The sequence below is a fragment of the Staphylococcus simiae genome (genome assembly GCF_017357005.1).
Taxonomy (GTDB): Bacteria; Bacillota; Bacilli; order Staphylococcales; family Staphylococcaceae; genus Staphylococcus; species Staphylococcus simiae_A.
The window spans coordinates 925021-950119 of the sequence record NZ_CP071589.1 but is presented as its reverse complement, the minus strand read 5'-3'; the positions used below and the strand labels follow the sequence as shown (position 1 = coordinate 950119).

The following is a 25099-nucleotide window of genomic DNA, read 5'->3' as shown; positions in this document are numbered from 1 at the left end:
CTAGTTTGTAGGGCATGTTATTTAACGTAATAAAGTATTTATTTAAGGTTCATTCTCAACTTGGACTGATACATAATTATTCACTTTTTAGTTATCAGTACTAATAAAGAAAGAACCTTATTTAACTATTACACCTTGTTGATTATATAATTCTGTCTGATGTAATATGTTACTAAATATATGTTTGATTTTAATTTCATTTTGACTTTTAATGTTTGTTGATAGCACAACAATGTATTTATCATTAAAATATGCTGTAAACGTTTGTCCGAAGAATACGCCGTTTACTCTATTGTTAAACGGACCAACATAGAAACCATAGCGATATTGTTCTGGATATTGTTTAGTACCATATTCATGTGTTAATGCATTAGTTATATTAGGATTGACAACTTTATCATGCTGTAAACCTAAAATGAGTTTACCCATATCAGCTGTTGTCATATATAAATTACCTGCTCCATAGTATTGATCTAAAATATTAGGTTTCAAGAAAGATAAATTTGTATTGTTATACTTGTATCCTTTCGCCATATATTTCTTAAATGGTTTTTCATCATAAAACGCTGAATGATTTAAATTTAACGGATCAGCTAATCGATTATAATAATTTTCGGCATATGTTTTCTTAGTAACTACTTCAATCACTTTTGCTAATACTAAATAATTACCATCATTATATTGGTGCTTGTGATATTTCTTTTCATTAATGCCTTTTTGTTGAATTGCACTTACAGCTTGATCTAAATTTTTATAATCTTTTGATGCTTTATATTTATATAAGCCACTTCTATGTAACATTAAATCTTTTAGCGTAATTTTCTTAGAAGTTTTAAACCAAGGAATATATTTAGTCACGGAATCATTAATGTTTATTTTATGTTCCTCTTCCAATTGTTTTAACATTAGTCCAGTTGAAAATTTTTGAGCTGACCCAATTAAATACATCGTACTTGGTGTATTTTTAATGTTATTTTCAAAATCTTGGTAACCGTAACCTTTATTCATTTTTAATTTTCCATTTTCATATACAGCAACAGTTCCATTAAATAAAGAGTTTTTTAAATATTGGTCAATTTCTTTATACTTAACGTCCTTTTTATTAAAAATAGTTTTCAACTTTTTAGGTTCTTTAATATCTTTGTCTCTTTCTTTTAAATATTTTCCATTGTCAGCAATTTTTGTTTCTTTATGAAGTGTGGGAACTGCTTTTGGATTAGTCTCCCACTTATGAAAAATTATAGCGAAACTAGCAATAATAAATATTAAAATACAAAGATGCAAAACTAATTTTAGTTTATTTACTTTCATGTCTTTAGTTGCCTCACATTATTAAATTTTTAAAATCTTTTCACTTTATCAATTGTTCTTTCATACAATCATGCTTTGTTTAATAGTACATTAAAATGTACTTATTTGATTAATTTACCAAAATTAATTATACATTAATGATTATAATAAATCACTTGAATTTAATAATACGCTTAAAATATAACCCCTACATCATACTTTAGTACTATATAAATACGTTTTAAATACTCCGAATTAAAAATCACCTATACTTAGTGTGAATCCAATGGCAATAAATTGTTTTTATTATAGTCTGTCATAACGGGTCGTACTATAAATAATTTTTGCAATACTTATTAATGTCGTACTCCCTATTTGTAGTATTAGCTAATCATTTGTAATTTAGGCTATAAAGTACTACAATTTAGGGCTATAATGTATTTGTAAATATAAATTAATTAACTGTCTAAGAACTATATAAATCCGAAGATGATTAATATAATAATTACACTAAAAAATAAATATAGGAGTATCAATAATGAATAAATTTTTAAAATACTTTCTGATTCTTCTAGCATTAGTTCTCCTTGTTATTCCTGTTGTCTTTGCAACTATATTGTTCAAGACTTCCGAAGAGGCTTTTAACTCATCACAAGATAGTAAAAATGCTAATAGACAATCAAATTTAAGAGATGGTAAAGTAAACCCTGCAAAGCAACCCATCTCAATTTTATTTCTAGGTATTGATGATAATGAAGGTAGACGTAAAAATGGTCAAACAGATGAACATTCTCGTTCAGATGCTATGATTTTAAGTACATTCAACCAAGATAAACATCAAATTAGAATGTTAAGTATACCTAGAGATACTATTAGTTATATTCCAAAAGTAGGATATTACGATAAAATCACACATGCACATGCCTATGGTGGCCCAATTGCTGCAATGGATTCTGTTGAAGCTACGATGAATGTACCTGTTGATTACTATGTACGTGTTAATATGAAAGCATTTGTTGAAGCTGTGGATGAACTCGGTGGTATTTATTACGATGTACCATATAACTTAAATGAACCAAACACAGATGATACAGGTAAAATCAAAATAAAAAAAGGTTATCAAAAATTAAATGGTGATCAGGCTTTAGCCGTAGCTAGAACGAGACATCATGATTCAGACTTAAAACGTGGACAGCGTCAAATGGAATTAATCAAAATCTTATTCAAAAAAGCTCAAAATGTTGATTCAGTTGATAAATTAGATGATGTAATACAAATTGTAGGAAAAAATGCTAAACATAATTTAACTAATTCAGAAATTAAATCATTAGCTAAAATGTATTTGACAAGTGATGTAGATATCAAGACAGCTCAATTAAAAGGTAAAGATGACTTTTTAAATAATATTTATTACTATCATCCAAGTGTAGATAGTATTCAAAAATATTCTAACTTATTACGTAGGGATTTAGATTTACCTGAAATTACCAATAAAAAAGACTTCCTTGATCAACGTGTTATAGATAAATATGGATCTTTAATACCATTAACGGAACTTGACGATAGCTTATTAAGAAAAGCTCAACGAGATACAACAGATAAAGATAAAGACAATCAAGAAAATAATAATGAACAACAACTACCACAAAATAATAATCAAGTACCAACAAATAACCAACAACAAGTTGTTCCAAATCAGAACCAGCAAATGAATAATAATCAAATGGGATCTTCTGATTATAATCAACCTATCTATTAAATCAAATGGAGGTATTCATAAAATGAGTCGCAAAACATACGAAAAGATTGCAAACATTAACGGCATGTTTAATATACTTGAACAACAAATTGTGCACAGTAAAGATATGGCACATTTTCGAAATGAATTTTTCTATGTTAATCATGAACATCGTGAAAATTACGAAGCACTATTAATTTACTATAAAAATATAATTGATAATCCAATAGTTGATGGTGCTTGTTACATTGTTGCACTTCCAGAAATCTTTGATAAAGTAGATGTTTTTGAATCAGAGCTACCTTTTTCATGGGTATATGATGAACAAGGTATTACAGAAACAATGAAAACAATTAGCGTCCCATTGCAATACTTAATTGCTGCAGCACTAGAAGTAACGGATGTTAATTTATTTAAGCCATCTGGATTTACTATGGGAATGAATAATTGGAACATTGCTCAAATGCGAATATTTTGGCAATATACTGCTATTATTAGAAAAGAAGCTCTATAAATTAAATCAATATAATAATATTAAGTTAAACTGTAATATGTACTATAAAATGACGTGTATATTACAGTTTTTTTATGCTCCTCTATTTTTAGGACTGATAAATAAAAAATGAATAATTTAAAATGAAAATTAATTTGAAGTCGAGGCTCCTGAGGTTGGGACCCAGCAAAGAAAAATTATGTCAACAGAATTTTTACAATAATGTGCAATCTGGACAAGGGACCCAACATAGAGAATTTCACCAAGAAATTCTACGGACAATGCAGGGACCCGTCATAGAAAAATTTTATAAAGGATTACAGTTGACACTATTAGTGCAACTGCATTGGGACCCAACACAGAGAATTTCACCAAGAAATTCTACAGGCAATGAAGGTTGGGCAAGAACTAGTAAAGATTGTAAATCTAACTAAAGGATTACAATTGGTTGCTAGCGCAACAATTGCATAAGAGCTAGTAAAGATTGTAAATCTAACTAGCTCTAAATATGCAAGCTGGGGTGCGAGGCTTGAAAATTTAATTATGTATCAGTCCGATTTATTAGAGAACCTTTTTATATAGATATTTAATAGATAACTCAAATTTTCTTAATTTTATGCTATTATTGTTAAATTAAATTAATAAGGAGGTATTTAATGTTTAATCAAGTAATTAATGATGAAATGTTACAAGATTGTTTTAAAATTAGAGAAGAAGTATTTGTACATGAACAAGGGGTTCCATTAGAGCATGAAATAGATAACTACGAAGATAATTCTATCCATTTAATTGGTTATGATAATGATAAACCATTTGCTACTTTGAGACTACGCCCTATAGATGAACAAACCGCAAAGATTGAACGCGTTGCTGTGTTAAAGCCTTATCGCGGACAAGGTCAAGGTCAAGCGCTAATGATCGCTATGGAAAACATTGCTCAACAATTAAACTACAAGACATTAATTTTAAATGCTCAAATTCAGGCACAAGAATTCTATAAAAGTTTAAATTATGACATACAAGGGAAAGTCTTTTTAGAAGAAGGAATCAAACACATTAAAATGGTGAAAAAGGTATGACTAAATATTACAACAAAGTGTGATTCCTTTTAAAATATTTGTAATAATACTTAAGTTAAGTTGACGGCAATTTTATTCATTTTTACACGTCCCTATTGGTTTAGTTTAACTTTATTGTGCCAAATTATGACTTATTTTAAATTAAGAGTATATTACAAATTGATTAAATACCATACAGAAATTCCAGCAAATACTATAATGTTAATAAATTAATAGATGTTAGGAGTAATATATATAATGGTGAAAAAGTTCAATTATAAAGTACCTTCAATGGTAGCTTTAACTTTAGTTGGTACAGCATTTACTGCACATCATGCACAAGCTGCTGAAACAACTCAGGATCAAACATCTAATAAAAACGTCTTAGATAGTAACAAAACATTAAATAAAACTAACCAAGCTAAATCTGAGGTTTCAAATCCAACGCAAAATATCTCAGGCACACAAGTTTATCAAGATCCATCAATTGTTCAACCAAAAACTGCTGACACAACAAAAACACACGATGCAACATTAGAAAACAATACTAACGTAGCTAATAGTACTGATAAATCAGCAGATCAACGTACTGATAACATAACTACAGACGATACTAAATCTGCAATCTCTGATGATCATGTAGCAGATCAAACAGTTAATGAAGACAATGCATCATCAGTAGTTCAACAACAAACGAACAATGAACAACATTCTGATGCTCAAGTTATTAACGAACAACAAGCTAGCCACACAAATAAAGAAGTTACTACAGTAGATGAAAATCAACAACAAAAGCAAGCTAAAGCTCAGACTGGAACAGCTCAACAAACAACTACTCAAGCAAACGATAAACAAGACGTTAAAAAACAAGATGAGCATAAAGTCATTCAAACTTTAGATAACAATACAAACAGTTCTGGCTATCGCTTTGATGATGATGAAGACGACGATGCAACAGAAAATACAAGTCATTCTGAAATCAATCCACAAACATTAAAATCTTTAGCGCAACCTGCAACAACTCAAACAAATAATAAAGTAGCAACAGCAAACGAATCAACTAATGACGTTACACCACGTGCAACAACATTTAGTTCTTTCGCTAAACCAAGAATGTTACTTGCCAAAACTTCAACAACTACTAAAAGTTTACCGAAGTATAAACCACAAGTGAATTCATCAATTAATGATTATATTCGTAGAAATAAACTTCAAGCACCAAAAATTGAAGAAGATTATACATCTTACTTCCCTAAATACGGTTACAGACATGGTGTAGGTAAACCTGAAGGTATCGTTGTGCATGATACTGCAAATAATAATTCTACTATTACTGGTGAAATTAATTATATGAAAAATAATTATAATAATGCTTTCGTACACGCATTTGTAGATGGTAATAGAATTATTGAAACACATCCTACAGATTACTTATCTTGGGGTGCAGGTCCAAACGCTAACAATCGTTTCATCAACGTTGAAATTGTACATACACATGATTATGCATCATTTGCGCGTTCAATGAACAACTATGCAGATTATGCTGCTACACAATTACAATACTATGGATTAGTTCCTGATAGTGCTGAAAAAGATGGTCGCGGTACTGTATGGACTCACTATGCAATTAGTCATTTCTTAGGTGGAACTGATCATGCAGACCCACACGGTTACTTAGCTAGCCATAACTATAGTTATAATGAATTATATGATTTAATTAATGAAAAATACTTAATTAAAATGGGTAAAGTTGCTGCTTGGGGAGCTCCATCATCTGGAACAACTGGTGGATCAACATCTAAACCATCAACACCTAAGCCGTCAACACCGTCTAAACCTGCAGCAAATAATTTAACTGTTGCTGCTAATAACGGCGTAGCTCAAATTAAACCATCAAATAATGGTCTCTATACTACCGTTTATGATAAATCTGGTAAAGCGACAAAAGAAACTCAAAAAACATTAGCAGTATCTAAAACTGCTACCTTAAACAATCAAAAATTCTATTTAGTTCAAGATTATAATAGTGGTAAAAAATTAGGTTGGGTTAAGCAAGGTGATGTAGTATATAACACTGCCAAGTCCCCTACTACTGTAAACCATTCTTACAGTATTAAACCTACAACAAATATTTACACAGTACCTTGGGGTACATCTAAACAAGTAGCTGGTAAAGTTTCTGGTTCAAAAAATCAAACATTCAAAGCTACTAAACAACAACAAATTGACAAAGCAATTTACTTATATGGCTCAGTCAATGGTATTACTGGTTGGGTAAGCAAATATTACTTATCAGAATTAGCAAGTAATACACCAAAACCATCAACACCATCTAAACCTGCTACTAAACCTGCAGCAAACAATTTAACAGTTACTGCTAATAACGGCGTAGCTCAAATCAAATCAGCAAATAATGGTTTGTTCACTACTGTTTATGATAAAACTGGTAAAGCAACAAAAGAAATTCAAAAAACATTTGCGGTTTCAAAAACAGCGACTTTAAATAACCAAAAATTCTATTTAGTTCAAGACTATAATAGTGGTAAAGCTTTAGGATGGGTTAAAGAAGGTGATGTAACTTATAACACTGCTAAGTCACCTATTAAAGTAAACGAAACATACACTGTTAAATCAGGTTCTAGCTTATATACAGTACCTTGGGGTACTTATAAACAAGTGGCTGGTAAAGTCTCAGGAAATGGTAACCAAACATTTAAAGCTACTAAACAACAACAAATTGATAAAGCGATTTATCTATATGGTACAGTTAATGGACAAAGTGGTTGGATTAGTAAATATTACTTAACTGCACCAGTAGCAACTAAGACATCAGTTAAACCAGCTACAGCTGTTAAATCATCAGCTAAATCTGTACCTACAACAAATACAACTCAAACTGTTAGTAAAATTGCTCAAGTAAATGCTAAAAATAGTGGCGTGCGTGCTTCAGTTTATGATAAAACAGCTAAGAGTGGTTCAAAATATGCCGACCGTACATTTGTTGTTACAAAACAACGTACACACGGAAATGACACTTATGTATTATTAAATAATTCAAGTCAAAACACACCTATTGGTTGGTTTAATGTTAAAGACTTAAATTTACAAAATTTAGGAAAAGATGTTAAAACAACAGAACAATATAAAGTGAAAGCAACAAATAGTGGTTTAACTATGATTCCTTGGGGAACTAAGAATCAAATAATCTTAACAGGTAATCAAATTGCTAATAAAGCATTTAACGCTATTAAGCAAGTGGCAGTTGGCAAAGATGTCTATCTATATGGTACTGTTAACAATCGTACTGGTTGGGTTAATGCTAAAGACTTAACAGGTAATTCTAAACCTGCAACTGTAACTAATGCTAAAGACGTTAACTACACATATGTTATTAAAAATGACAACGGTTATTATTATGTTTCACCTAATGCAGCTAATAAATATTCTTTAAAATCTTATCATGAACAACCATTTGCTGTTATTAAAGAGCAAGTTATTAATGGTCAAAAATGGTTATACGGTAAATTATCAAACGGTAAATTAGTTTGGATTAAAGAAAGTGACGTCGCAAAAGAATTAATTAAATATACAAAAACAGGTCAAACATTAAATCAAGCTGCTAGTATCCAAGCTCATTTATATGACCGTCCACAAGTACAACGTGTAGCTGGTTCATGGACAAATGCTAACTATAGTGAAATTAAATATGCTATGGATACAAATCGCTTAGCTAAAGACTCAGCACTTAGATATCAATTCTTACGTCTTGATCAACCACAGAATATTTCAGTTGATAAAATCAATAAATTCTTAAAAGGTAAAGGCGTATTAGAAAACCAAGGTGCTGCGTTTAGCGAAGCAGCTAAGAAATATGGTATTAACGAAGTCTATTTAATTTCTCACGCCTTACTTGAAACAGGTAATGGTAAATCACAATTAGCTAAAGGTGCAAATATTGTTAATGGTCGTGTTGTAACTAATACAACAACTAAATACCATAACGTATTTGGAATCGCAGCATTTGATAACAATCCATTATATGGTGCTATAAATTACGCTAAAAATGCAGGTTGGAATTCTGTATCTAAAGCAATTGTTGGTGGTGCTAAATTTATCGGTCAATCTTATATTAAAGCTGGTCAAAACACACTTTATAAAATGAGATGGAATCCAAACCACCCTGGTACACATCAATATGCTACTGATATTGATTGGGCTAATATTAATGCACAAATTATCAAAGGTTTATATGATAAGATTGGCGAAGTTGGTAAATACTTCGAAATTCCTAAATATAATTAATTGGAGTTTCATTACTTCCAAAATTACTACGTAGCTATAAGTTTAACATTAACTTAGCTATTAAAAATTGAACCCTACATGCTGAATAACATCAGTATGTGGGGTATTTTAATGTTCTCTGTCAAATTAGACCGCTATTTAATGATATTAATTTAATCAATCAGTCCCAAAAAGATAATCTTATTATAATCATTTAAACACAGTTAGTTACAACATTACTTATAAAAAATCGCTAATATATGTATGCACTATAAAAGTCGGTCAATCATATATTAGCGATTATTCATTATATATATTTATACATTTATTTATCATGATATCGTTCTGCTATTACAACATAATACGTCTTTGGTTTAATTTATCTAGTAATTGATTTAATTGCTGTAATTCATCGGAAGATAAACAGTGGCATCTTGCTTCAATTAACTCACATCTAGCATTATTAATTTGCGTTATTAGTGCTCTTGCCTTGTCGGTTAATATCAACTCTTTACATCTTAAATCCTCACTCGATTGTTGACTTGTAATATATCCTTTTTGTACTAATTTTTTTATCCAGCGTGATACTATTGACTGTTCTCTACTAATCTTCATCGTTAAATCATATTGTGATAGTCGATCAAAATTATAAAGTATACGTAATAATTCAAGTTGATCACTCGTAATATCACTTCGTTGGCCAAATCGTCTGTTTACTAAGTTCAAATCATTGTTTGTCAGTGTAATTAGCTTTTCTAGTTGTTTGTACATGTTGTTCTACTCCACTACATTTTATTTATAATATTATATTATTTTTTTATTAAATAGACAACACTATTCGACAGTTTAGACAAAATTGTTGCATAACTAGTTCTAAATATAATAAATTAGTAACAGTCTTAAGAAATAAAGGAGACAAACAATGACTACATTAAAAGATAGAGATTACTTCTTTGATAACGCGCGCGCAATACTTATCTTTTTAGTTGTATTTGGACATATGTTACAACCTTATACTAGTGGAGACAAATATTTATCTGCTCTCTATTTAGTCATTTATAGTTTTCATATGCCAACATTTTTATTTATATCAGGTTATTTTGCTAAAAATATAGATCAGCCATTCTATCTAGAAAAAATTGCTAAAAGATTATTAATACCTTATATGATTTTCTTTATGTTTTTCTCTATCTATTATTTTTTGACTGGTAAAAGCGATGACTTACAATTAGATCCATTTAATCCAGTATTTGCACTGTGGTTTTTAATGACACTCTTTTTCTTTCACGTTATTTTAATAATAGTACGCAGGTTTAATCCTACTAAAGTATTAATTGTGTCAATTATTTTTTCAGTGATAGCTGGTTTTTCAGTAAATATTGATAGTTATTTGAGTATTTCAAGAACAATTGTCTTTTTCCCAATCTTTTATATCGGATACCTATTCACCAAAGATCGAACAATGATATTTAGACAAAAGAAATGGATACCAGCATCAATTATGATTTTCTTAGCCTACTATATCATTTACATTATTCATCCGATTAATGCTGATTGGTTGTTGGGTGCTTCTCCATATACTTCCTTAGAACATGAAGGATCAAATATATTGAGTCCATTCAAACGTTTATTATTGTATATGGTGATATTAATTGCGATGGGTGCTTTTTTAAATTTAGTACCAAAAGACAAACAACTGTATACATATATTGGTCAAAGAACGATGTATATATACTTGTTACATGGTTTAGTCATTGGCATAGTTAGAGGACTAGGTTGGTATCCTTTCAAAGGAACGCATTCAATAATGATTTATATTTTTTTAGTTGTCATTTCAACCTTTATTGTACTTATATTGTCATCTAATATTGTTTGTAAATGGACGAATCCTATAATAAATTTAAAAAAACCTTCACAATTTAAAAGTTAATTTGAATTTATCGCTACGCATTGCACATAAACGAAATTATTGCGCTATGAAATACGTTTATTAGAACCAGTTTAAATTAAAAACTAAAATTCATCAGCATTTTTAATTCTAGTCAATTTTGCTAGGGGGATAACGTGAGCCTGAGACAAAAAATTTCTATAATAAATTTTTACGATTGTCAGTAATTGTCTGTATTATAAAATGTTGATACATCCGCGTTTTATAATATCTGTCAGTCTTGCCGGAGTGGGATTATGAAATAAAATTTATTTCCATCCCATTCCCCTATTCACTCTTTTTTTATATTTTAAATCAACTTACTAGAGTAATATTCATATCTCACTCTAGTAATATCTTATTTTAAATTATCTACTTTTATTTGGTTCCTCTACATCGACATATATAAATTTATGTTAATAAACTTAACAATTAGCTATCTTTATAATTAAATCCCCTATCAGTATTCATTTTTTCTCATATAATTCTAATGCTACTTCCCTAAAGTATGTTATGATAATAATAATTTCTAAATTTTTAGATAATAATTATTCGCTATAATATATGAGGTGTAACAATGGAACTTTCATTAAATACAAATTCTAAATTTTTAAGGGCTCCTAGTATTAGACAATTTTCAAATCGTATGAAAGATATTGATGATTGTATTAACTTAACGATTGGTCAACCTGATTTTCCAATGCCTGATGTAGTTAAAAATGCCTATATTAAAGCAATAGAGAATAATGACACGACTTATTCTCATAATAAAGGATTACTTGAGACTCGACAGGCAGTTAGCAACTATTTTGATAATAAATATCATTTTTGCTATGATCCAGAAGAAATCATTATAACTAATGGTGCTAGTGAAGCCATCGATACTGCATTACGTTGTATTATTGAACCTGGAGATGACATACTTATTCCTGGCCCGATTTATGCTGGTTATATACCGTTAATTGAAGTTCTAGGCGGTAATCCGATTTATATAGATACATCAACGAGTCATTTTAAAATTACGCCTGAAGCTCTTGAAAATCATATTACGAACAACACAAAAGCAATCTTGCTTAATTATCCTACTAACCCAACAGGTGCAATATTAAAACAGCATGAAGTATCAGCCATTGTTGATGTCTTAAAACAACATGATATCTTTATTATTAGTGATGAGATTTATGCTGAAAATACTTTCACTGATACTCATACGTCATTTGCACAATATGATGCAATCCGTGATCAATTGTTATTAATTGGTGGTTTAAGTAAATCACATTCAGCTACAGGTATCCGAATTGGATTCTTGCTTGGGCCACAATATTTAATTGATAAGTTAACTTTTATGCATGCCTATAATTGCATTTGTGCTAATGTGCCTGCCCAAAAAGCCTGTATTGCAGCACTCAACGAAGGCTTAGATGCTCCGACCTATATGAATCAAGCTTATATAGAACGTCGAGATTATTTAGTTGAACAGTTAACACAACTTGGTTTTGAAATTCCAGCACAGCCTGAAGGTGCTTTTTATATTTTCCCAAGTATTAAGCATTTAACTGATAATGATTTTGAATTTTGTGTATCTCTACTTGAACAAGCACATGTTGCAATCGTTCCTGGTTCAGCTTTCACTAGCGCAGGAAAAAGCTATGTTAGAATTTCTTATGCCTATGATATGTCAGTATTACAAGAAGGTATTAAACGTCTTAGAAATTTCCTACAAACATATAGTGCTGAATAACAAATAAACCACTCATAACATTTAACATGCTTATGAGTGGTTTATTCATTGTCAAATATTTAATTGTTATCCCGAAAGCTTCTAACTTATGGGAATTTTGGAAATTGATCAAAATCTGGATCACGTTTTTCTTTAAATGCATCGCGACCTTCTTTAGCTTCATCAGTTGTATAATAAAGCAATGTTGCATCTCCAGCCATTTGTTGTAAACCAGCAAGACCATCTGTATCTGCATTCATTGCAGCTTTTAAGAAACGTAGTGCAGTTGGAGAATGTTTCATAATTTCACGACACCATTGAATAGTTTCGTCTTCCACTTGTTCTAATGGTACAACAGTATTAACTAGTCCCATATCCAATGCTTCTTGAGCATTATATTGACGACACAAGTACCAAATTTCACGAGCTTTTTTATGTCCAACGATACGAGCTAAATAACCTGAACCGTAACCAGCATCAAATGATCCTACTTTTGGACCAGTTTGTCCAAAGATAGCATTATCAGCCGCAATTGTTAAGTCACAAACAACGTTAAGAACGTTACCGCCACCAACTGCATACCCTTTAACCATTGCTATAACAGGTTTAGGAATAATACGGATTAAACGTTGTAAGTCTAATACATTTAAGCGAGGGATTTGGTCTTCGCCTACATATCCACCATGTCCACGTTTTTTCTGATCTCCACCAGAACAGAATGCTAAATCTCCTTCACCAGTTAATACAATGACTGATACATTTTGATCATCACGAGCACGTGAAAATGCATCTATCATTTCAGCTACCGTCTTAGGTGTAAAAGCATTTCTTACTTCTGGGCGATTAATAGTAACTTTCGCAATCCCTTCGAAGAATTCATATTTTATTTCATCATATTCTCTTAATGTTTCCCATTGTCTAGTAGTCATTTTGCTCCTCCTTTAAAAATCCTAATATTATTGTATCAAATTCCGCTCTATCTTCCACGTGAATTGTATGTCCGACACCAGAAATAATGTTACATTTACTCTTTGGCATCAAATTTGTCATTTTTTGTGCAATCGACACAAATTTTTCATCGTATTCACCAGCTAAAATTAACGTTGGTATTTTAATTGACGGAAGTAATGGCCATAAATTAGGCATATGTCCAGTACCATAATCTCTCAATGCTTTAGCTAAATTAGCAGCATTTTGAGATAAACGTTGTTGTCTAATCTGTTGCTGTAGTTCTTTTGATAATTGCTGTTGTGACATAAATAATGGTAATTGTTCCCAATCATTAACAAATACTTCAATACCAGCAATGTCTAACACATTAGCACGTGCATGATCAACTTGAACGCGCTCTTGTCGCATCACTTCATCTTCAATCCCAGCTGTCGTACTTTCTAATATTAGTCCAGATAATAGCGTCTCTCTATTTGCAGCATAATAAAGCGCAACTCGACCACCCATTGAATAACCACATAAATAAATTTGATAATCATGATAATTCGACAATACTTCGTCTAATGCTTTAGTAATAAAGTCGAAGTGCCATACTTCATTATAAGATGACGTATCTTGACCATGTCCAGGTAAATCAATTGTTAGAACATGACTTTGCATTAATAAATGTTGTATATGATTATCAAAAGTACGACTATCACTAATAAAGCCATGCAATAAAACGATGAGCTGTGATGTATGATGCGGTGACTTATAAAAATTATGATTTAGCATGAACAATCTCACTCAATTTCTTATATAATTTTTGGTGTTGCTGATAATTGTTTTGACGATTTGTTTGCAGCTCATAAATTGTCGAACTTATAGTAGATAATGATAGCTGAGCAAAATCACTAATATTATCCAATCTGACGAAATTAAAGTCGTACATTAAAGCTGCATGTTCGAAATTCAATCCTGTTGGTGTACCAAATAAACGTTCAAAATAATCAGATGCACTGTCTTTTTGAGGTAAATATGAAAAAATACCGCCACCATCATTATTTAACAGTATGATGTTCATATGAATATCATTCAATTTAGACATCAATAAGCCGTTCATATCATGATAAAATGATAAATCACCAATTAATAGTGTAATATCTTTATGTACTGCCATACCTAATGCTGTTGACGTAACGCCATCAATACCATTAGCACCACGGTTTGCATAAATATCTATATTTTGATTTACAAACAAATTATCAATATCTCTAATTGGCATACTATTACTAACAAATAGTGCATGATGATCAGGTATTTTATCTAATACTTGTGCAACAAATCCACTTTCATCGTTTGCTGACGCTATATAATGTTGAATTTCAACTCTAGCATGATGTTCTAAGTCATGCCAATACGTTAACCATGATTTTCTATTAACACTATCTTCATTCATTAATGATCTGAAAAAGTCATTGGCGGACATATCATATGCCACGTTGGGTTCATTTGGAAACACATCCATTTTATCATTATTTTGAACAATAATTTGAAAAGCATCAGAAGCTTTTAACCATTGATTCGTCAGTTTTGAAATGACCGGTTTCCCTACTCTAATAACAAAATCAACATGTGGTTTTAAACCTGCACGAAACAGTAAATCATATGTTGTAATGACATTAGGATGTTGATATTTCCGAATTTTACTTAATGGATCTGCTAAAATTGGCAAATCAAATATAGTTGAATATGTCAATAACTGATCAATTTCTTGATGCTGCATATCACCAACAATAATCATACCTTTTGGACGTGCTAATACTTCTTTAATATCAGTAATATCAATCGTCTTTTGATAACGTGGTATTAATTTATGATGCGATGTTAACAGATGAGTTGCTGTTAAATCTGGTGTCAATGGATCTCTAAACGGTAAATTAAAATGTATCGGTCCCTTATGTGGGCCATATAAATATTGACTAGCAATTTGTAATTGATACTGAATTGTAGCCAAACATTCTTTACTATTATCAGCAATTGGCATATCAAACTCATAATTAACATAATTATTAAACATATTAACTTGATTAATCGCTTGCGGTGCGCCAACGCTTCTTAATTCATGTGGTCGATCACTCGTTAAGACAATTAATGGTAAACGACTTATCTGACTTTCAGCAATTGCTGGCGTATAATTAGCTGCTGCTGTTCCTGAAGTACATAATATCGCTACAGGCTTATCACTACCTTTAATTAAACCCAAAGCAAAAAATGCTGCACTACGTTCATCTGGATGTATCCATGTCGTTATCTTTGGATGTGCTTCAAAAGCAATTGCCAGAGGCGTTGACCTAGATCCAGGACTAATTACAACTTCTCTTACACCATATGCATATAGTTCTGAAGCAAATGTATAAACTTGCGTAGTTAATGCTTCGTTATGATTTGTCACTCATATCAACTCCTAAAGCTTTCATCATTGGTGAAAACTTCAAATTCGTTTCTTCTACTTCACTATCAGCATTAGAATCTTTAACAATACCGCAGCCAGCAAATAACGTAGCCTGATTTTGCTTAATTAACATAGAACGTATTGCCACAATAAATTCACAATCATTATACACGTCTATAAAGCCAACTGGTGCACCATAAAGACCTCTCGTACCAAACTCTTTTTGTTCAATAAAATCCAAAGCTTGTTCTTTAGGATATCCACCTAATGCAGGGGTTGGATGTAAATTGTCAATTAGTCCACTATAAGACGCTTGTTTTAAAGGTGCTTTTATTTCCGTAAACAAATGATATAAATGATCATTTTTCAAAATTTTAGGTGATTTATCATAGGTGATATCTGTGACATACGGCTCGATATCATGTAAAATGCTATCTACAACAAATTGATGTTCATTTAAATTTTTATTATCTTTTAAGAATGCTGCAATATGTTGTTGGTCTTCTTCCTCATCATGTGTCCTTTTAATTGTCCCAGCAACTGCTTTTGTAGATAATACTTGATCATTAATCTTTAGCAACTGTTCTGGTGTTTGCGAGAAGAATATAGAATCATCAGACTCTAATAAAAAGATATAACTGTTTTTTTCCTTTGATAAAGCTTGATTAAGTATATATGGAATACTGATATCTCGATCATATTTAATCAAACGTCTTCTTGCCAAAACAATTTTTTCATCTTTATTCATTGCGTCAATAGCTTCACTTACTAACTGACGCCAATCATCTTTATAGATATCTTCTAATCGCGTAATATTACCAATCGTTTTATCAAGTGACATCTTTTCAAGTCCATTGAAATGATTCACTAATTCACTAAAGTGCTCAATATCAAAGTCATTGCGTCTTACTGTATAAGTTAAATAGCAATCATTGTGATCTATCGAAATAAGTACTTGTGGTAATACAAAATGATTCAAACCAAATTCACGCCATTCATCATCAGACTTATGACTCGAAAATTGGAATCCTCCTACTATTCTTAAATGATGTTTCGTTTCATTTGAATGTATTAAAGCAACGTCTTCTTTTACTTTTTCCCATTCTCTAAAGATAGACTGCTTATTTTTAAAATTATTTTTAAAAATTTTAATTGCTGAATAACCAAAATATGACGTTTGATTATCATTCAAACGCATATAAAAACGATCTCCTCTGTGCTTATCAGTGAGTTGAAATAATGTAATCGGATCTAATTGTTGTGTTAATTTAACTTCAACAGAAACCCATTCTTTAGAGCATTCATATATTTCATTTATAATATAGTCCTTATCTATGCCCATAGTCATTCATTTCACTTCTTTCCTAGTCTTTTTTCACTCATTATTATATTGTATCATTTTTAAATAAATGTGTTACTAGAATTGCTTAAAACAATTGAGCAATTTTATACGTTCATTGACCTTTATGCTACTTTCTATTACACTAATTTTGTTATTAAAATAAATTTTAAAGAGGTTATGAAATCAATGGCAAATCAATATCAACAATATTCTACTGTTAACAAATATTGGCAATTGATGCGTCCTCATACATTAACTGCTGCTGTGGTACCAGTTTTAGTTGGTACTGCCGCTTCAAAACTTTACTTTCTTGGTAGTGAAGACCACATTAAAATTATAATCTTTCTAGCTATGTTATTAGCATGTTTGTTAATTCAAGCAGCTACAAATATGTTTAATGAATATTATGATTATAAAAAAGGTCTTGATGATCATGAATCAGTTGGAATTGGTGGCGCAATTGTACGTAATGGAATGAGTCCGCAATTAGTTATGCGTTTAGCTATCGCTTTTTATATTATTGCTGCTATTTTAGGGATTTTCTTAGCATTTTATAGTTCATTTTGGATTTTACCTGTTGGATTAGTATGTATGGCCGTAGGTTATTTGTATACAGGCGGACCTTACCCAATTTCATGGACACCATTTGGCGAATTATTTTCTGGTGTCTTTATGGGCATGATCATCATACTCATTTCATTCTTTATTCAAACTGGTAATATTCAAAGCTATGCGGTTTGGCTAAGTATACCAATTGTTATTACTATTGGATTAATCAATATGGCAAATAATATCCGTGATCGCGTTAAAGATAAAGCCAGTGGTAGAAGAACATTACCAATTCTGTTAGGCAAAAAAGCTTCAATCACTTTCATGGCTATTATGTATATCATTGCTTATTTATTTGTAATTGTAACTATATTTATTAAACCTGGTGGTTCACTATTTTACTTACTCGTCTTATTCTCTTTCCCAATGCCAATTAAAGTGATTAGACGATTCAAAAAGAATGATACACCTCAAACAATGATGCCAGCGATGGCAGCAGCAGGTAAAACTAATACCTTCTTCGGCTTATTATATGCTTTAGGAATTTATATCAGTGCTGTTTTAGCAGGTATTTAAATAGTATTAACCTTATAACACTCGTTAAGACGATTCCAATCGTTTTAACGAGTGTTTTGTATTTACTTATCAATTAAAGTTTGATAAACCATATGATAATAGTCATGATCATATAATGTAATGTCATCTTCATATATAAATCCTACTTTTTGATATAACTTAAATGCTTGATCATTATATTTGTCGCAATTTAAGCTCCAAAGTAATGTTGGCTGTTGTTGAAGCAGATACGTTAATAATTTCGTAGCGATACCTTGTCTTCTAAATCGGTCAAAGACTGCAACAGTTTCAATATAATACTCGTTATCTTTTGCTTCTTTAACAGGTAACGGAGAGCCATATTTCTTTATATGTAATGGTAAATCAAGTGCGTTCCATTGTTGTTCATACGTTAGTTCTTTATTCGCATTATAAGCTATAATACAACCTGCTATTTCTCCAGCTACTTCATAGACCCAAATATGTTGGTAATACGTTCTATACGTCACCTCAGTACAACTTTTGATAATAGCATCAATGACTTGTGCTTTAGGCGCTTCTTTTACTAGATCTAATTCCATATCTTGCCAGACGATATAAATTAATTGTGCAATTGTTGGGCAATCAGATATAGTTGCTTGTCGAATCATAACTATCAGTCCTTCTTCCTTTATCACTTTATTATAGTAAATATTTGATTTTGTTAAAATAATTAGCTTGAAAATGATATGATGATATTAAGTTGAAATGACACGACGAATTGTTACGTATTAATAAAAGGAGTTGAATATTATGAAGGTTAATAAAACGATTTATGTATTAGTAGCAATATTTCTTGGAGGCGTAGGTGTTCATAAGTTTTATGCTGATCAATTCGGTCAAGGATTATTACACTTACTCTTTTTCTGGACAGGCATACCAAGTGTTGTTGCCATTATCAATGCTATTATAGTTATATTCACTAAAAAAGCTGATAAAGATGGTTATATTGTCTTTCCTAAAAAAGAAAAAACAACATAATATACACATACAATTAATTAATAAGGGTATATAAACTCTATCACTAATGACAGGGGTTGAAAAAATGAAAAATATTATTAAACGAATTGCAAGAATTCTTATTGTAGGGTATGTAGTTAAATTTATTCGTAATAAAATGTCTAGTAATAAAAATCAATAACATAAATATTCAACAGATTTTAGATGAATTATAATTTTATCTAAAATCTGTTTTTTATTAACAACAAAAAATCAACCCAACACTTATAGTAAAGGTTGAATTGACTTTAATCATAATATATTTAGGTTCTCTATTTTTTAGGACTGATAAATAAAAATTTTATAGTTTAAAATATAAATTATTTTGAAGCCGAGACTCCTGAGGGAGCAGTGCTAGTCGAAGACTACAGGCTGAGACAGCAACCTAGGAACGCGAGGCTTGAAAAAATAATTATGCATCAGTCCAATTTGACAGAGAACCAATTTTCATAACAAACTTTAATAGATTTTAACAAAATAAAAAAGAACGCTGAGTTAACAACGTTCTTCGCAATAGTATGAATCACATCCACACTAACTTTTACTAAATAACGGAAACGGAGGGATTCGAACCCTCGCGCCGCTCTCGCGACCTACACCCTTAGCAGGGGCGCCTCTTCAGCCAACTTGAGTACGTTTCCAATGGCTCCACAGGTAGGACTCGAACCTACGACCGATCGGTTAACAGCCGATAGCTCTACCACTGAGCTACTGTGGAATAATTATTAAAGTGTTATCAATATCAAGCACAAATATTATTATAACAAGATTAACTCAATTTGCAAGAGAAAGTACAAAAAAATATGCAGAACATTTACACTATAGTTATAAAACATTCCGCATATTTTAATTATAAACAATTTATTTATCTTCAAATAAAGAATATCGCGTTAATGCTTCAAAAATATTGAGTGTTGCTTTATTATAGTCAATTGGTTGATCCGGGTTTCTTGATATCATGCGGGATTGTTTATCAACAAGATAGTAGTATAAAATAGCATTAGTATATTGGTGCCATAAACTGTGGTATGAAACATGTAGGATGATACTTTCGTTATTAATAAAAGTAATACGACATTTGCGGTTTTTTAATTCTTTAATTTCTTCAATGTAATGCATATTAATCCAAATATTTTCTCGTTGTCTATCAGAATGTGTAGGGAAAAAGTAAGTTGGGAAAAGTGGCGTCAATAAAATTGGTGGTTTACTTGAAATGGAAGTAATACGATTTGTTTCAGCTTTTTTACCTAAATATGTATTGCCATAAAATTTACAAGAGCGCTCGATTATTTTTTGAACTTTAAATGGACTATGTATCCTAGTTTGATCGAAGCGAATAATTTCACTGCCATTAGGTTGATCATATTCATCTGTAGCTGGACGAATAACCATATCTCCTTTATGAATAACATAAACACTTTGTGAATGCATAGGCATTACCTCACTTTATTAAATTATTCATTATCAATTATCTAAACAACTGATAATATAAAATATTTTATAATAATATTATCTAATGTCAAGTTATTCCTTTAGTATAATTTTACATTAATATTATTAAAATAGTCAGAATATTCATTGATTTCAAAATTAAAAAAATGTATACTAACTATAAATTAGAGAAAGGTAGTGATTTAAATGAAATACAATACACATGTTAAGCACACAACGCTCGAACAATTTGTGACTACTGTTAATGATTTAGGTATTGAATTAATCATCGATGAAGCCTTGAGAGAAGTTAGAAAACAACAACTTGAAGATCTGATTGATCAAGCTCTCGTTAACAAGAATGAAGAAGCATTTCAAATGTATGTTACAGAATATAACAACCTGGAGGCTTTTACAAGTGAGTAATAAAATATGTTATTCCATTATTAATATTTAAAGGACTACTCTTACTTCATATAACATGTAAGAATAGTCCTTATTTATTGTTATGACATTAATCTAATTAATTCGTGACGATCAATATCTCCAAAATAATGATATAAATCATATTCTGCTAGGGCTTCATCAATATGTTCGAAATCATGCAAACATCCAACTAATGCATTCTCTAAATCAGTAACATCTCCTACCCCAAAGAAATCGCCAAATATTTTAGCGTGTTCAATTTTACCCCTTTTAACATCAAATTTAATTTGCACAAATCCTTTGTCAAATTTTTCTTCACGTTCAAAGTTATATTTTGGATTTCTACCATAATTCCAATCCCAAGTTCTATATTTTTCATTACTTAAAGCTTCTATATTAGCCCAATCTTCATCAGTCAAAATATACTCTTCGACTTCATTTTCACCAAAGATTGTTTTTAAAATAATCGTTTTAAACTCTTCAATATCTAATGGTTCTGCTAAAAATTCTTCAATATTTGCTACTCGTTTACGTACTGACTTTATCCCTTTTGATTTTATTTTAGCTGGATTTACTTTTAAGGCATTCTGTACCTCATCAAGTTCACTATTTAACATTAATGTACCATGACTAAACATTCTATTCTTTACTTTAACCATAGCATTACCAGAGATTTTAGCTTGTCCAACTTGAATATCATTACGTCCTGTTAATTCTGCATTTACACCTAGAGTCTGTAATGCTTGTACGATAGGCTGAGTAAATTTTTTGAAATTATGGAAACTATTACCATCATCATCTGTAATAAAGCTAAAGTTCAAATTACCTGTATCATGATAAACAGCTCCTCCACCAGATATTCTTCTAACTACATCAATATTATGCTTATCTATGTATTCTTTATTCACTTCTTCAATCGTATTCTGGTTCTTTCCTACAATAATAGATGGACGATTAATATAGAATAAAAAATAACTTTCTTCACTTGGTAAATTTTTTAACACATATTCTTCCATGGCTAAGTTTAAAGTGGGATCAGTAATATTGTTGTTACTTATAAATTTCATAATATTCTCTCCTTATTGATCTTTATTTAACACTCACCTTATTTATGCCTTATTCTGAAAAAAATTGCCAATCATTTACTCAGTTTTGATGTTATTTAGCAGTGAAAAGTTACTTAATTATTTTTATATGTTAATAGTTTATTTGTTTAGTGAATTTTAGTACAATATAATTTAGTTATGATTTTAGGAGGACTTAAAATGACTATTGCAGAAGTAGGTAATATTGTTGAATTTATGGATGGTTTAAAAGGACGCGTTGAAAAAATTAACGACAACTCTGTTATTGTAGATTTAACAATTATGGAAAACTTTAACGATCTTGACTTACCTGAAAAAACTGTTATCAATCATAAGCGATATAAAATCGTTGAATAAGAAGGTTAATAATAATGAATAAGATTTCAAAGTCTTTAATTTGGTTTATTATAAGTTTCATAATATTCCACATTATTTTATTTATTATGTGGGGAGAACATCAAGAATACTGGTATCTATATACCGGAATTATGTTAATTGCTGGAATTAGCTACGTCTTTTATCAAAGAGATATAGAATCCAAGCGGTTATTAACTTCCATTGGTGTAGGTATCTTGACCGCAATATTACTGATTGCGATACAACTATTGTGTTCATTACTGATTTCTGATTTAAGCTATGCTTCTTTAATTAAAGAATTATCGCGTACAGGCGTTAACTGGAAATGGCAAATGCTAGTAACATTATTAATTGTTATACCTTGTCATGAACTTTATATGCGTACGGTATTACAAAAATGTTTAGAACAATATCATTTACCATCATGGGTAAGTATTATTGTCACAGCACTTTGTTCTAGTTCATTATTTATATATTTAGATAATTGGTGGATAGTCTTCTTTATTTTTATCGCTCAAATTATCTTATCTATTAGTTATGAATATACAAGACGTATCGCAACAACTTCTATAGCACAAATTGCGGCTATTATTCTTTTATTAATATTTAACGGTTAAAAACTTTTCTTAGTCTGAGGGCTAAGAAAAGTTTTTTATTTTATCATTAGAAATAATCTATTAATCGTCATAACGAAGAATATTTGTCGCAAACCTATGGTCTAATTTTTGATATTAAAATTATCATTAACTACGACTTGGTACGCTTGATCATTTATTAATTTTGCAATCAAACTACTCATAGTGTCACTTGTAGAATGATGAAAGATTGCACCTGTAAGATAATTTTTATAATTTCTGTAACAATAATCAGTCATCGTTATTCTATAACTTTTAGCTAAATCTATATTATACAACTTCACTCTATCAAATGGTTGTCTATCCATGTCAATTGTATAATTAAAGCCTTGCCAAATCGTGCACAATGTTTCATCAATAATAGTTAACGACAGTGTTTGTTGATTAAATTCTAAATGTGCATAACTATATTCTAAAATATCTTTAATATTTTGACCCGTGATAGTTAAATCAATCGGTTTATCTGGATACGGATACGCTTCGTATAAATCTTTATTACGTATTTGACCAACTAATCCACGTTCCCCATTTTTTGGAACATGTACACAGGTAATTTTATTATCATAGGCTAATTTGATGGCATCATGTAATAATTGTGAAAATCGATGCGGTTTACTTACTAAATCTTGAAGTCCATTAACAGCTAACTTCAAATTATCACTACTAATAACCTCTTGAGACCAATATTCAACTGCTTTACGATCATAGAAGGTTAACTCTAATAATTGTTCGCTTTCATCATAACGATCTAAATCGATGACTTGCGACTCTACGCACTCTACTTCATATGTCGTCGTGCGCTTATTAAAACAAAGTGACAAATGTACTAATTCTTTAGCATCTTGTCCTGCTTGAACATAAACTGTATCATCATTTTCTCCAATGATAGTTTGATGTTGATGGGCTGTGATCATTAAATCAATAACACCAATTTCTTCCATTAATTTTTCCGCTTCATTAGAATTAGACTTTTTAGTCGTCGTATTGTCGCTAATCTTATCTAAACCACCATGATAGATTACAATTAAATAGTCAGGTTCTTCTGCTTCATGAATGTACCTAATCCAACGTTTCGATGCTAATAAAGCCTTTTCAATCGTAACATCTTGTTCCATTTCAGCATATTCATTTTCCATTAAGCCATCAGCAGTTACGCCCACAATTGCTATTCTCAAATCATTAAATTGTTTAATAGTATAAGGTGTTGAAAAATATGGTTCTTTAGTTACGTTATATTCAATATTAGCCGATAACCATGGAAACCTAGCTAAAGCAATTGAGCGAGTTAAAAAAGATAAACCAAATTTAAAATCACTTGGACTAACACCACTTGCATCATATCGCATACGATTCATCAATTTAATCATGGGATGACGTTTATAAGGTGCAACTATAGCATAGTAATAAGCAGCTAATGAGCCAGCTAAGCTACCTCCACTATCAAGTAAAATCACATTACTATTATAATCTCTTATTTTATCAACATATGTTCCTGCTCTATATATATTAGAACCATAATCACCATTTAAAAAATGACTATGCATATCTGACGTGGCTATTATTTCAACGTTAATATTTTCATTCTTCTCCATATTTTACACCTCTCAATGTCACTAGTTTAACATGATAAAAATGATATTTGTTAGATAACTACTATCAAATAATAAAAAGGTTAGGACTATAGATTAATATATACTACAAAGTTCCGTTTCTATGGCTACTTTGAAAGGAATATATTAAATCTGTCCTAACCTTGTCATCATTTACTTAATATTTTCAAACTATTGTA

General features: G+C 30.6%; 22 protein-coding genes and 2 tRNA genes. 12 read left to right on the top strand and 12 right to left on the bottom strand.

The window, feature by feature from the left end; genetic code table 11:
* Positions 1-117 precede the first annotated feature (117 nt).
* Entirely contained in the window at positions 118-1311 is a 1194-nt protein-coding gene (locus tag J3R86_RS04300) for a serine hydrolase domain-containing protein (protein ID WP_207518202.1), read from the bottom strand.
* Between the two features lie 517 nt (positions 1312-1828).
* Between J3R86_RS04300 and J3R86_RS04295 the strand changes: the two genes are divergently transcribed.
* The 4 genes from J3R86_RS04295 to J3R86_RS04280 all read left to right on the top strand — a co-directional run bounded on the left by J3R86_RS04295 (position 1829) and on the right by J3R86_RS04280 (position 8881).
* Complete coding sequence (locus tag J3R86_RS04295) at positions 1829-3049, top strand: LCP family protein (RefSeq protein WP_207518201.1); 1221 nt, start codon at positions 1829-1831, stop codon at positions 3047-3049.
* A 22-nt stretch (positions 3050-3071) separates the two neighbouring features.
* Positions 3072-3542, top strand: a complete 471-nt coding sequence (locus J3R86_RS04290) for a DUF2538 family protein (RefSeq protein WP_207518200.1) — start codon at positions 3072-3074, stop codon at positions 3540-3542.
* A gap of 635 nt (positions 3543-4177) precedes the next feature.
* Positions 4178-4600, top strand: a complete 423-nt coding sequence (locus tag J3R86_RS04285; RefSeq protein WP_207518199.1) for a GNAT family N-acetyltransferase — start codon at positions 4178-4180, stop codon at positions 4598-4600.
* Between the two features lie 237 nt (positions 4601-4837).
* A complete protein-coding gene (locus J3R86_RS04280) occupies positions 4838-8881 on the top strand; it encodes a glucosaminidase domain-containing protein (protein ID WP_207518198.1) in 4044 nt (1347 codons plus the stop codon).
* Between the two features lie 330 nt (positions 8882-9211).
* On the opposite strand, the gene J3R86_RS04275 is transcribed toward J3R86_RS04280, so the two are convergent.
* Positions 9212-9631 carry a MarR family transcriptional regulator gene (locus J3R86_RS04275; RefSeq protein ID WP_207518197.1) on the bottom strand — a complete coding sequence of 140 codons (420 nt, stop codon included), beginning with the start codon at positions 9629-9631 and terminating at the stop codon, positions 9212-9214.
* 151 nt (positions 9632-9782) lie between these two features.
* On the opposite strand from J3R86_RS04275, the gene J3R86_RS04270 reads away from it, so the two are divergent.
* The gene (locus J3R86_RS04270) at positions 9783-10790 is read left to right on the top strand and encodes an acyltransferase family protein (RefSeq protein ID WP_207518196.1); all 1008 of its coding nucleotides are present in this window, start codon (positions 9783-9785) and stop codon (positions 10788-10790) included.
* A 574-nt stretch (positions 10791-11364) separates the two neighbouring features.
* Positions 11365-12528, top strand: coding sequence for an aminotransferase class I/II-fold pyridoxal phosphate-dependent enzyme (locus J3R86_RS04265; protein ID WP_207518195.1), 1164 nt, complete (start codon positions 11365-11367; stop codon positions 12526-12528).
* 86 nt (positions 12529-12614) lie between these two features.
* On the opposite strand, the gene menB is transcribed toward J3R86_RS04265, so the two are convergent.
* Genes menB through J3R86_RS04245 form a run of 4 tightly spaced genes read right to left on the bottom strand, consistent with a single transcriptional unit; the run spans position 12615 to position 17240 of the window.
* On the bottom strand, positions 12615-13436 hold the full coding sequence (gene menB, locus J3R86_RS04260; protein ID WP_207518194.1) for a 1,4-dihydroxy-2-naphthoyl-CoA synthase: 822 nt from the start codon (positions 13434-13436) through the stop codon (positions 12615-12617).
* Entirely contained in the window at positions 13426-14232 is an 807-nt protein-coding gene (gene menH, locus J3R86_RS04255) for a 2-succinyl-6-hydroxy-2,4-cyclohexadiene-1-carboxylate synthase (protein ID WP_207518193.1), read from the bottom strand. Before menH ends, menB begins: the two co-directional genes overlap by 11 nt.
* Complete coding sequence (gene menD / locus J3R86_RS04250; protein ID WP_207518192.1) at positions 14219-15892, bottom strand: 2-succinyl-5-enolpyruvyl-6-hydroxy-3-cyclohexene-1-carboxylic-acid synthase; 1674 nt, start codon at positions 15890-15892, stop codon at positions 14219-14221. Before menD ends, menH begins: the two co-directional genes overlap by 14 nt.
* Positions 15879-17240, bottom strand: coding sequence for an isochorismate synthase (locus tag J3R86_RS04245; protein ID WP_207518191.1), 1362 nt, complete (start codon positions 17238-17240; stop codon positions 15879-15881). The genes menD and J3R86_RS04245 overlap by 14 nt, the downstream gene beginning before the upstream one ends.
* Before the next feature lie 180 nt (positions 17241-17420).
* Here J3R86_RS04245 and J3R86_RS04240 point away from each other — a divergent pair, with 180 nt between their 5' ends.
* Positions 17421-18359, top strand: coding sequence for a 1,4-dihydroxy-2-naphthoate polyprenyltransferase (locus tag J3R86_RS04240; protein WP_207518513.1), 939 nt, complete (start codon positions 17421-17423; stop codon positions 18357-18359).
* A 62-nt stretch (positions 18360-18421) separates the two neighbouring features.
* On the opposite strand, the gene J3R86_RS04235 is transcribed toward J3R86_RS04240, so the two are convergent.
* The gene (locus tag J3R86_RS04235; RefSeq protein ID WP_207518190.1) at positions 18422-18988 is read right to left on the bottom strand and encodes a GNAT family N-acetyltransferase; all 567 of its coding nucleotides are present in this window, start codon (positions 18986-18988) and stop codon (positions 18422-18424) included.
* Between the two features lie 142 nt (positions 18989-19130).
* Between J3R86_RS04235 and J3R86_RS04230 the strand changes: the two genes are divergently transcribed.
* Positions 19131-19358: a TM2 domain-containing protein gene (locus tag J3R86_RS04230; protein ID WP_002462662.1), complete on the top strand. Its 228-nt coding sequence runs from the start codon at positions 19131-19133 to the stop codon at positions 19356-19358.
* A 64-nt stretch (positions 19359-19422) separates the two neighbouring features.
* Positions 19423-19518, top strand: coding sequence for an SAR1012 family small protein (locus J3R86_RS12225; RefSeq protein WP_278249700.1), 96 nt, complete (start codon positions 19423-19425; stop codon positions 19516-19518).
* Between the two features lie 410 nt (positions 19519-19928).
* Here the strand turns inward: J3R86_RS12225 and J3R86_RS04225 are convergent.
* From J3R86_RS04225 to J3R86_RS04215, 3 genes are all read right to left on the bottom strand, one after another.
* Positions 19929-20017, bottom strand: a tRNA-Ser gene (locus J3R86_RS04225).
* Positions 20018-20019: 2 nt separating this feature from the next.
* Positions 20020-20094, bottom strand: a tRNA-Asn gene (locus tag J3R86_RS04220).
* 143 nt (positions 20095-20237) lie between these two features.
* A complete protein-coding gene (locus tag J3R86_RS04215; RefSeq protein ID WP_207518189.1) occupies positions 20238-20807 on the bottom strand; it encodes a competence protein ComK in 570 nt (189 codons plus the stop codon).
* A gap of 207 nt (positions 20808-21014) precedes the next feature.
* Between J3R86_RS04215 and J3R86_RS04210 the strand changes: the two genes are divergently transcribed.
* Entirely contained in the window at positions 21015-21233 is a 219-nt protein-coding gene (locus J3R86_RS04210) for an IDEAL domain-containing protein (RefSeq protein WP_207518188.1), read from the top strand.
* A gap of 80 nt (positions 21234-21313) precedes the next feature.
* On the opposite strand, the gene J3R86_RS04205 is transcribed toward J3R86_RS04210, so the two are convergent.
* Positions 21314-22300 carry a lipoate--protein ligase gene (locus J3R86_RS04205; RefSeq protein ID WP_207518187.1) on the bottom strand — a complete coding sequence of 329 codons (987 nt, stop codon included), beginning with the start codon at positions 22298-22300 and terminating at the stop codon, positions 21314-21316.
* Between the two features lie 198 nt (positions 22301-22498).
* Between J3R86_RS04205 and J3R86_RS04200 the strand changes: the two genes are divergently transcribed.
* Together J3R86_RS04200 and J3R86_RS04195 are read left to right on the top strand one after the other, a co-directional pair.
* Positions 22499-22675, top strand: a complete 177-nt coding sequence (locus tag J3R86_RS04200) for a YkvS family protein (protein WP_002461909.1) — start codon at positions 22499-22501, stop codon at positions 22673-22675.
* Positions 22676-22689: 14 nt separating this feature from the next.
* On the top strand, positions 22690-23292 hold the full coding sequence (locus tag J3R86_RS04195) for a CPBP family glutamic-type intramembrane protease (RefSeq protein WP_207518186.1): 603 nt from the start codon (positions 22690-22692) through the stop codon (positions 23290-23292).
* A gap of 101 nt (positions 23293-23393) precedes the next feature.
* Here J3R86_RS04195 and J3R86_RS04190 read toward each other — a convergent pair whose 3' ends face one another.
* Complete coding sequence (locus tag J3R86_RS04190) at positions 23394-24902, bottom strand: bifunctional metallophosphatase/5'-nucleotidase (RefSeq protein ID WP_207518185.1); 1509 nt, start codon at positions 24900-24902, stop codon at positions 23394-23396.
* Between the last annotated feature and the right edge of the window lie 197 nt (positions 24903-25099).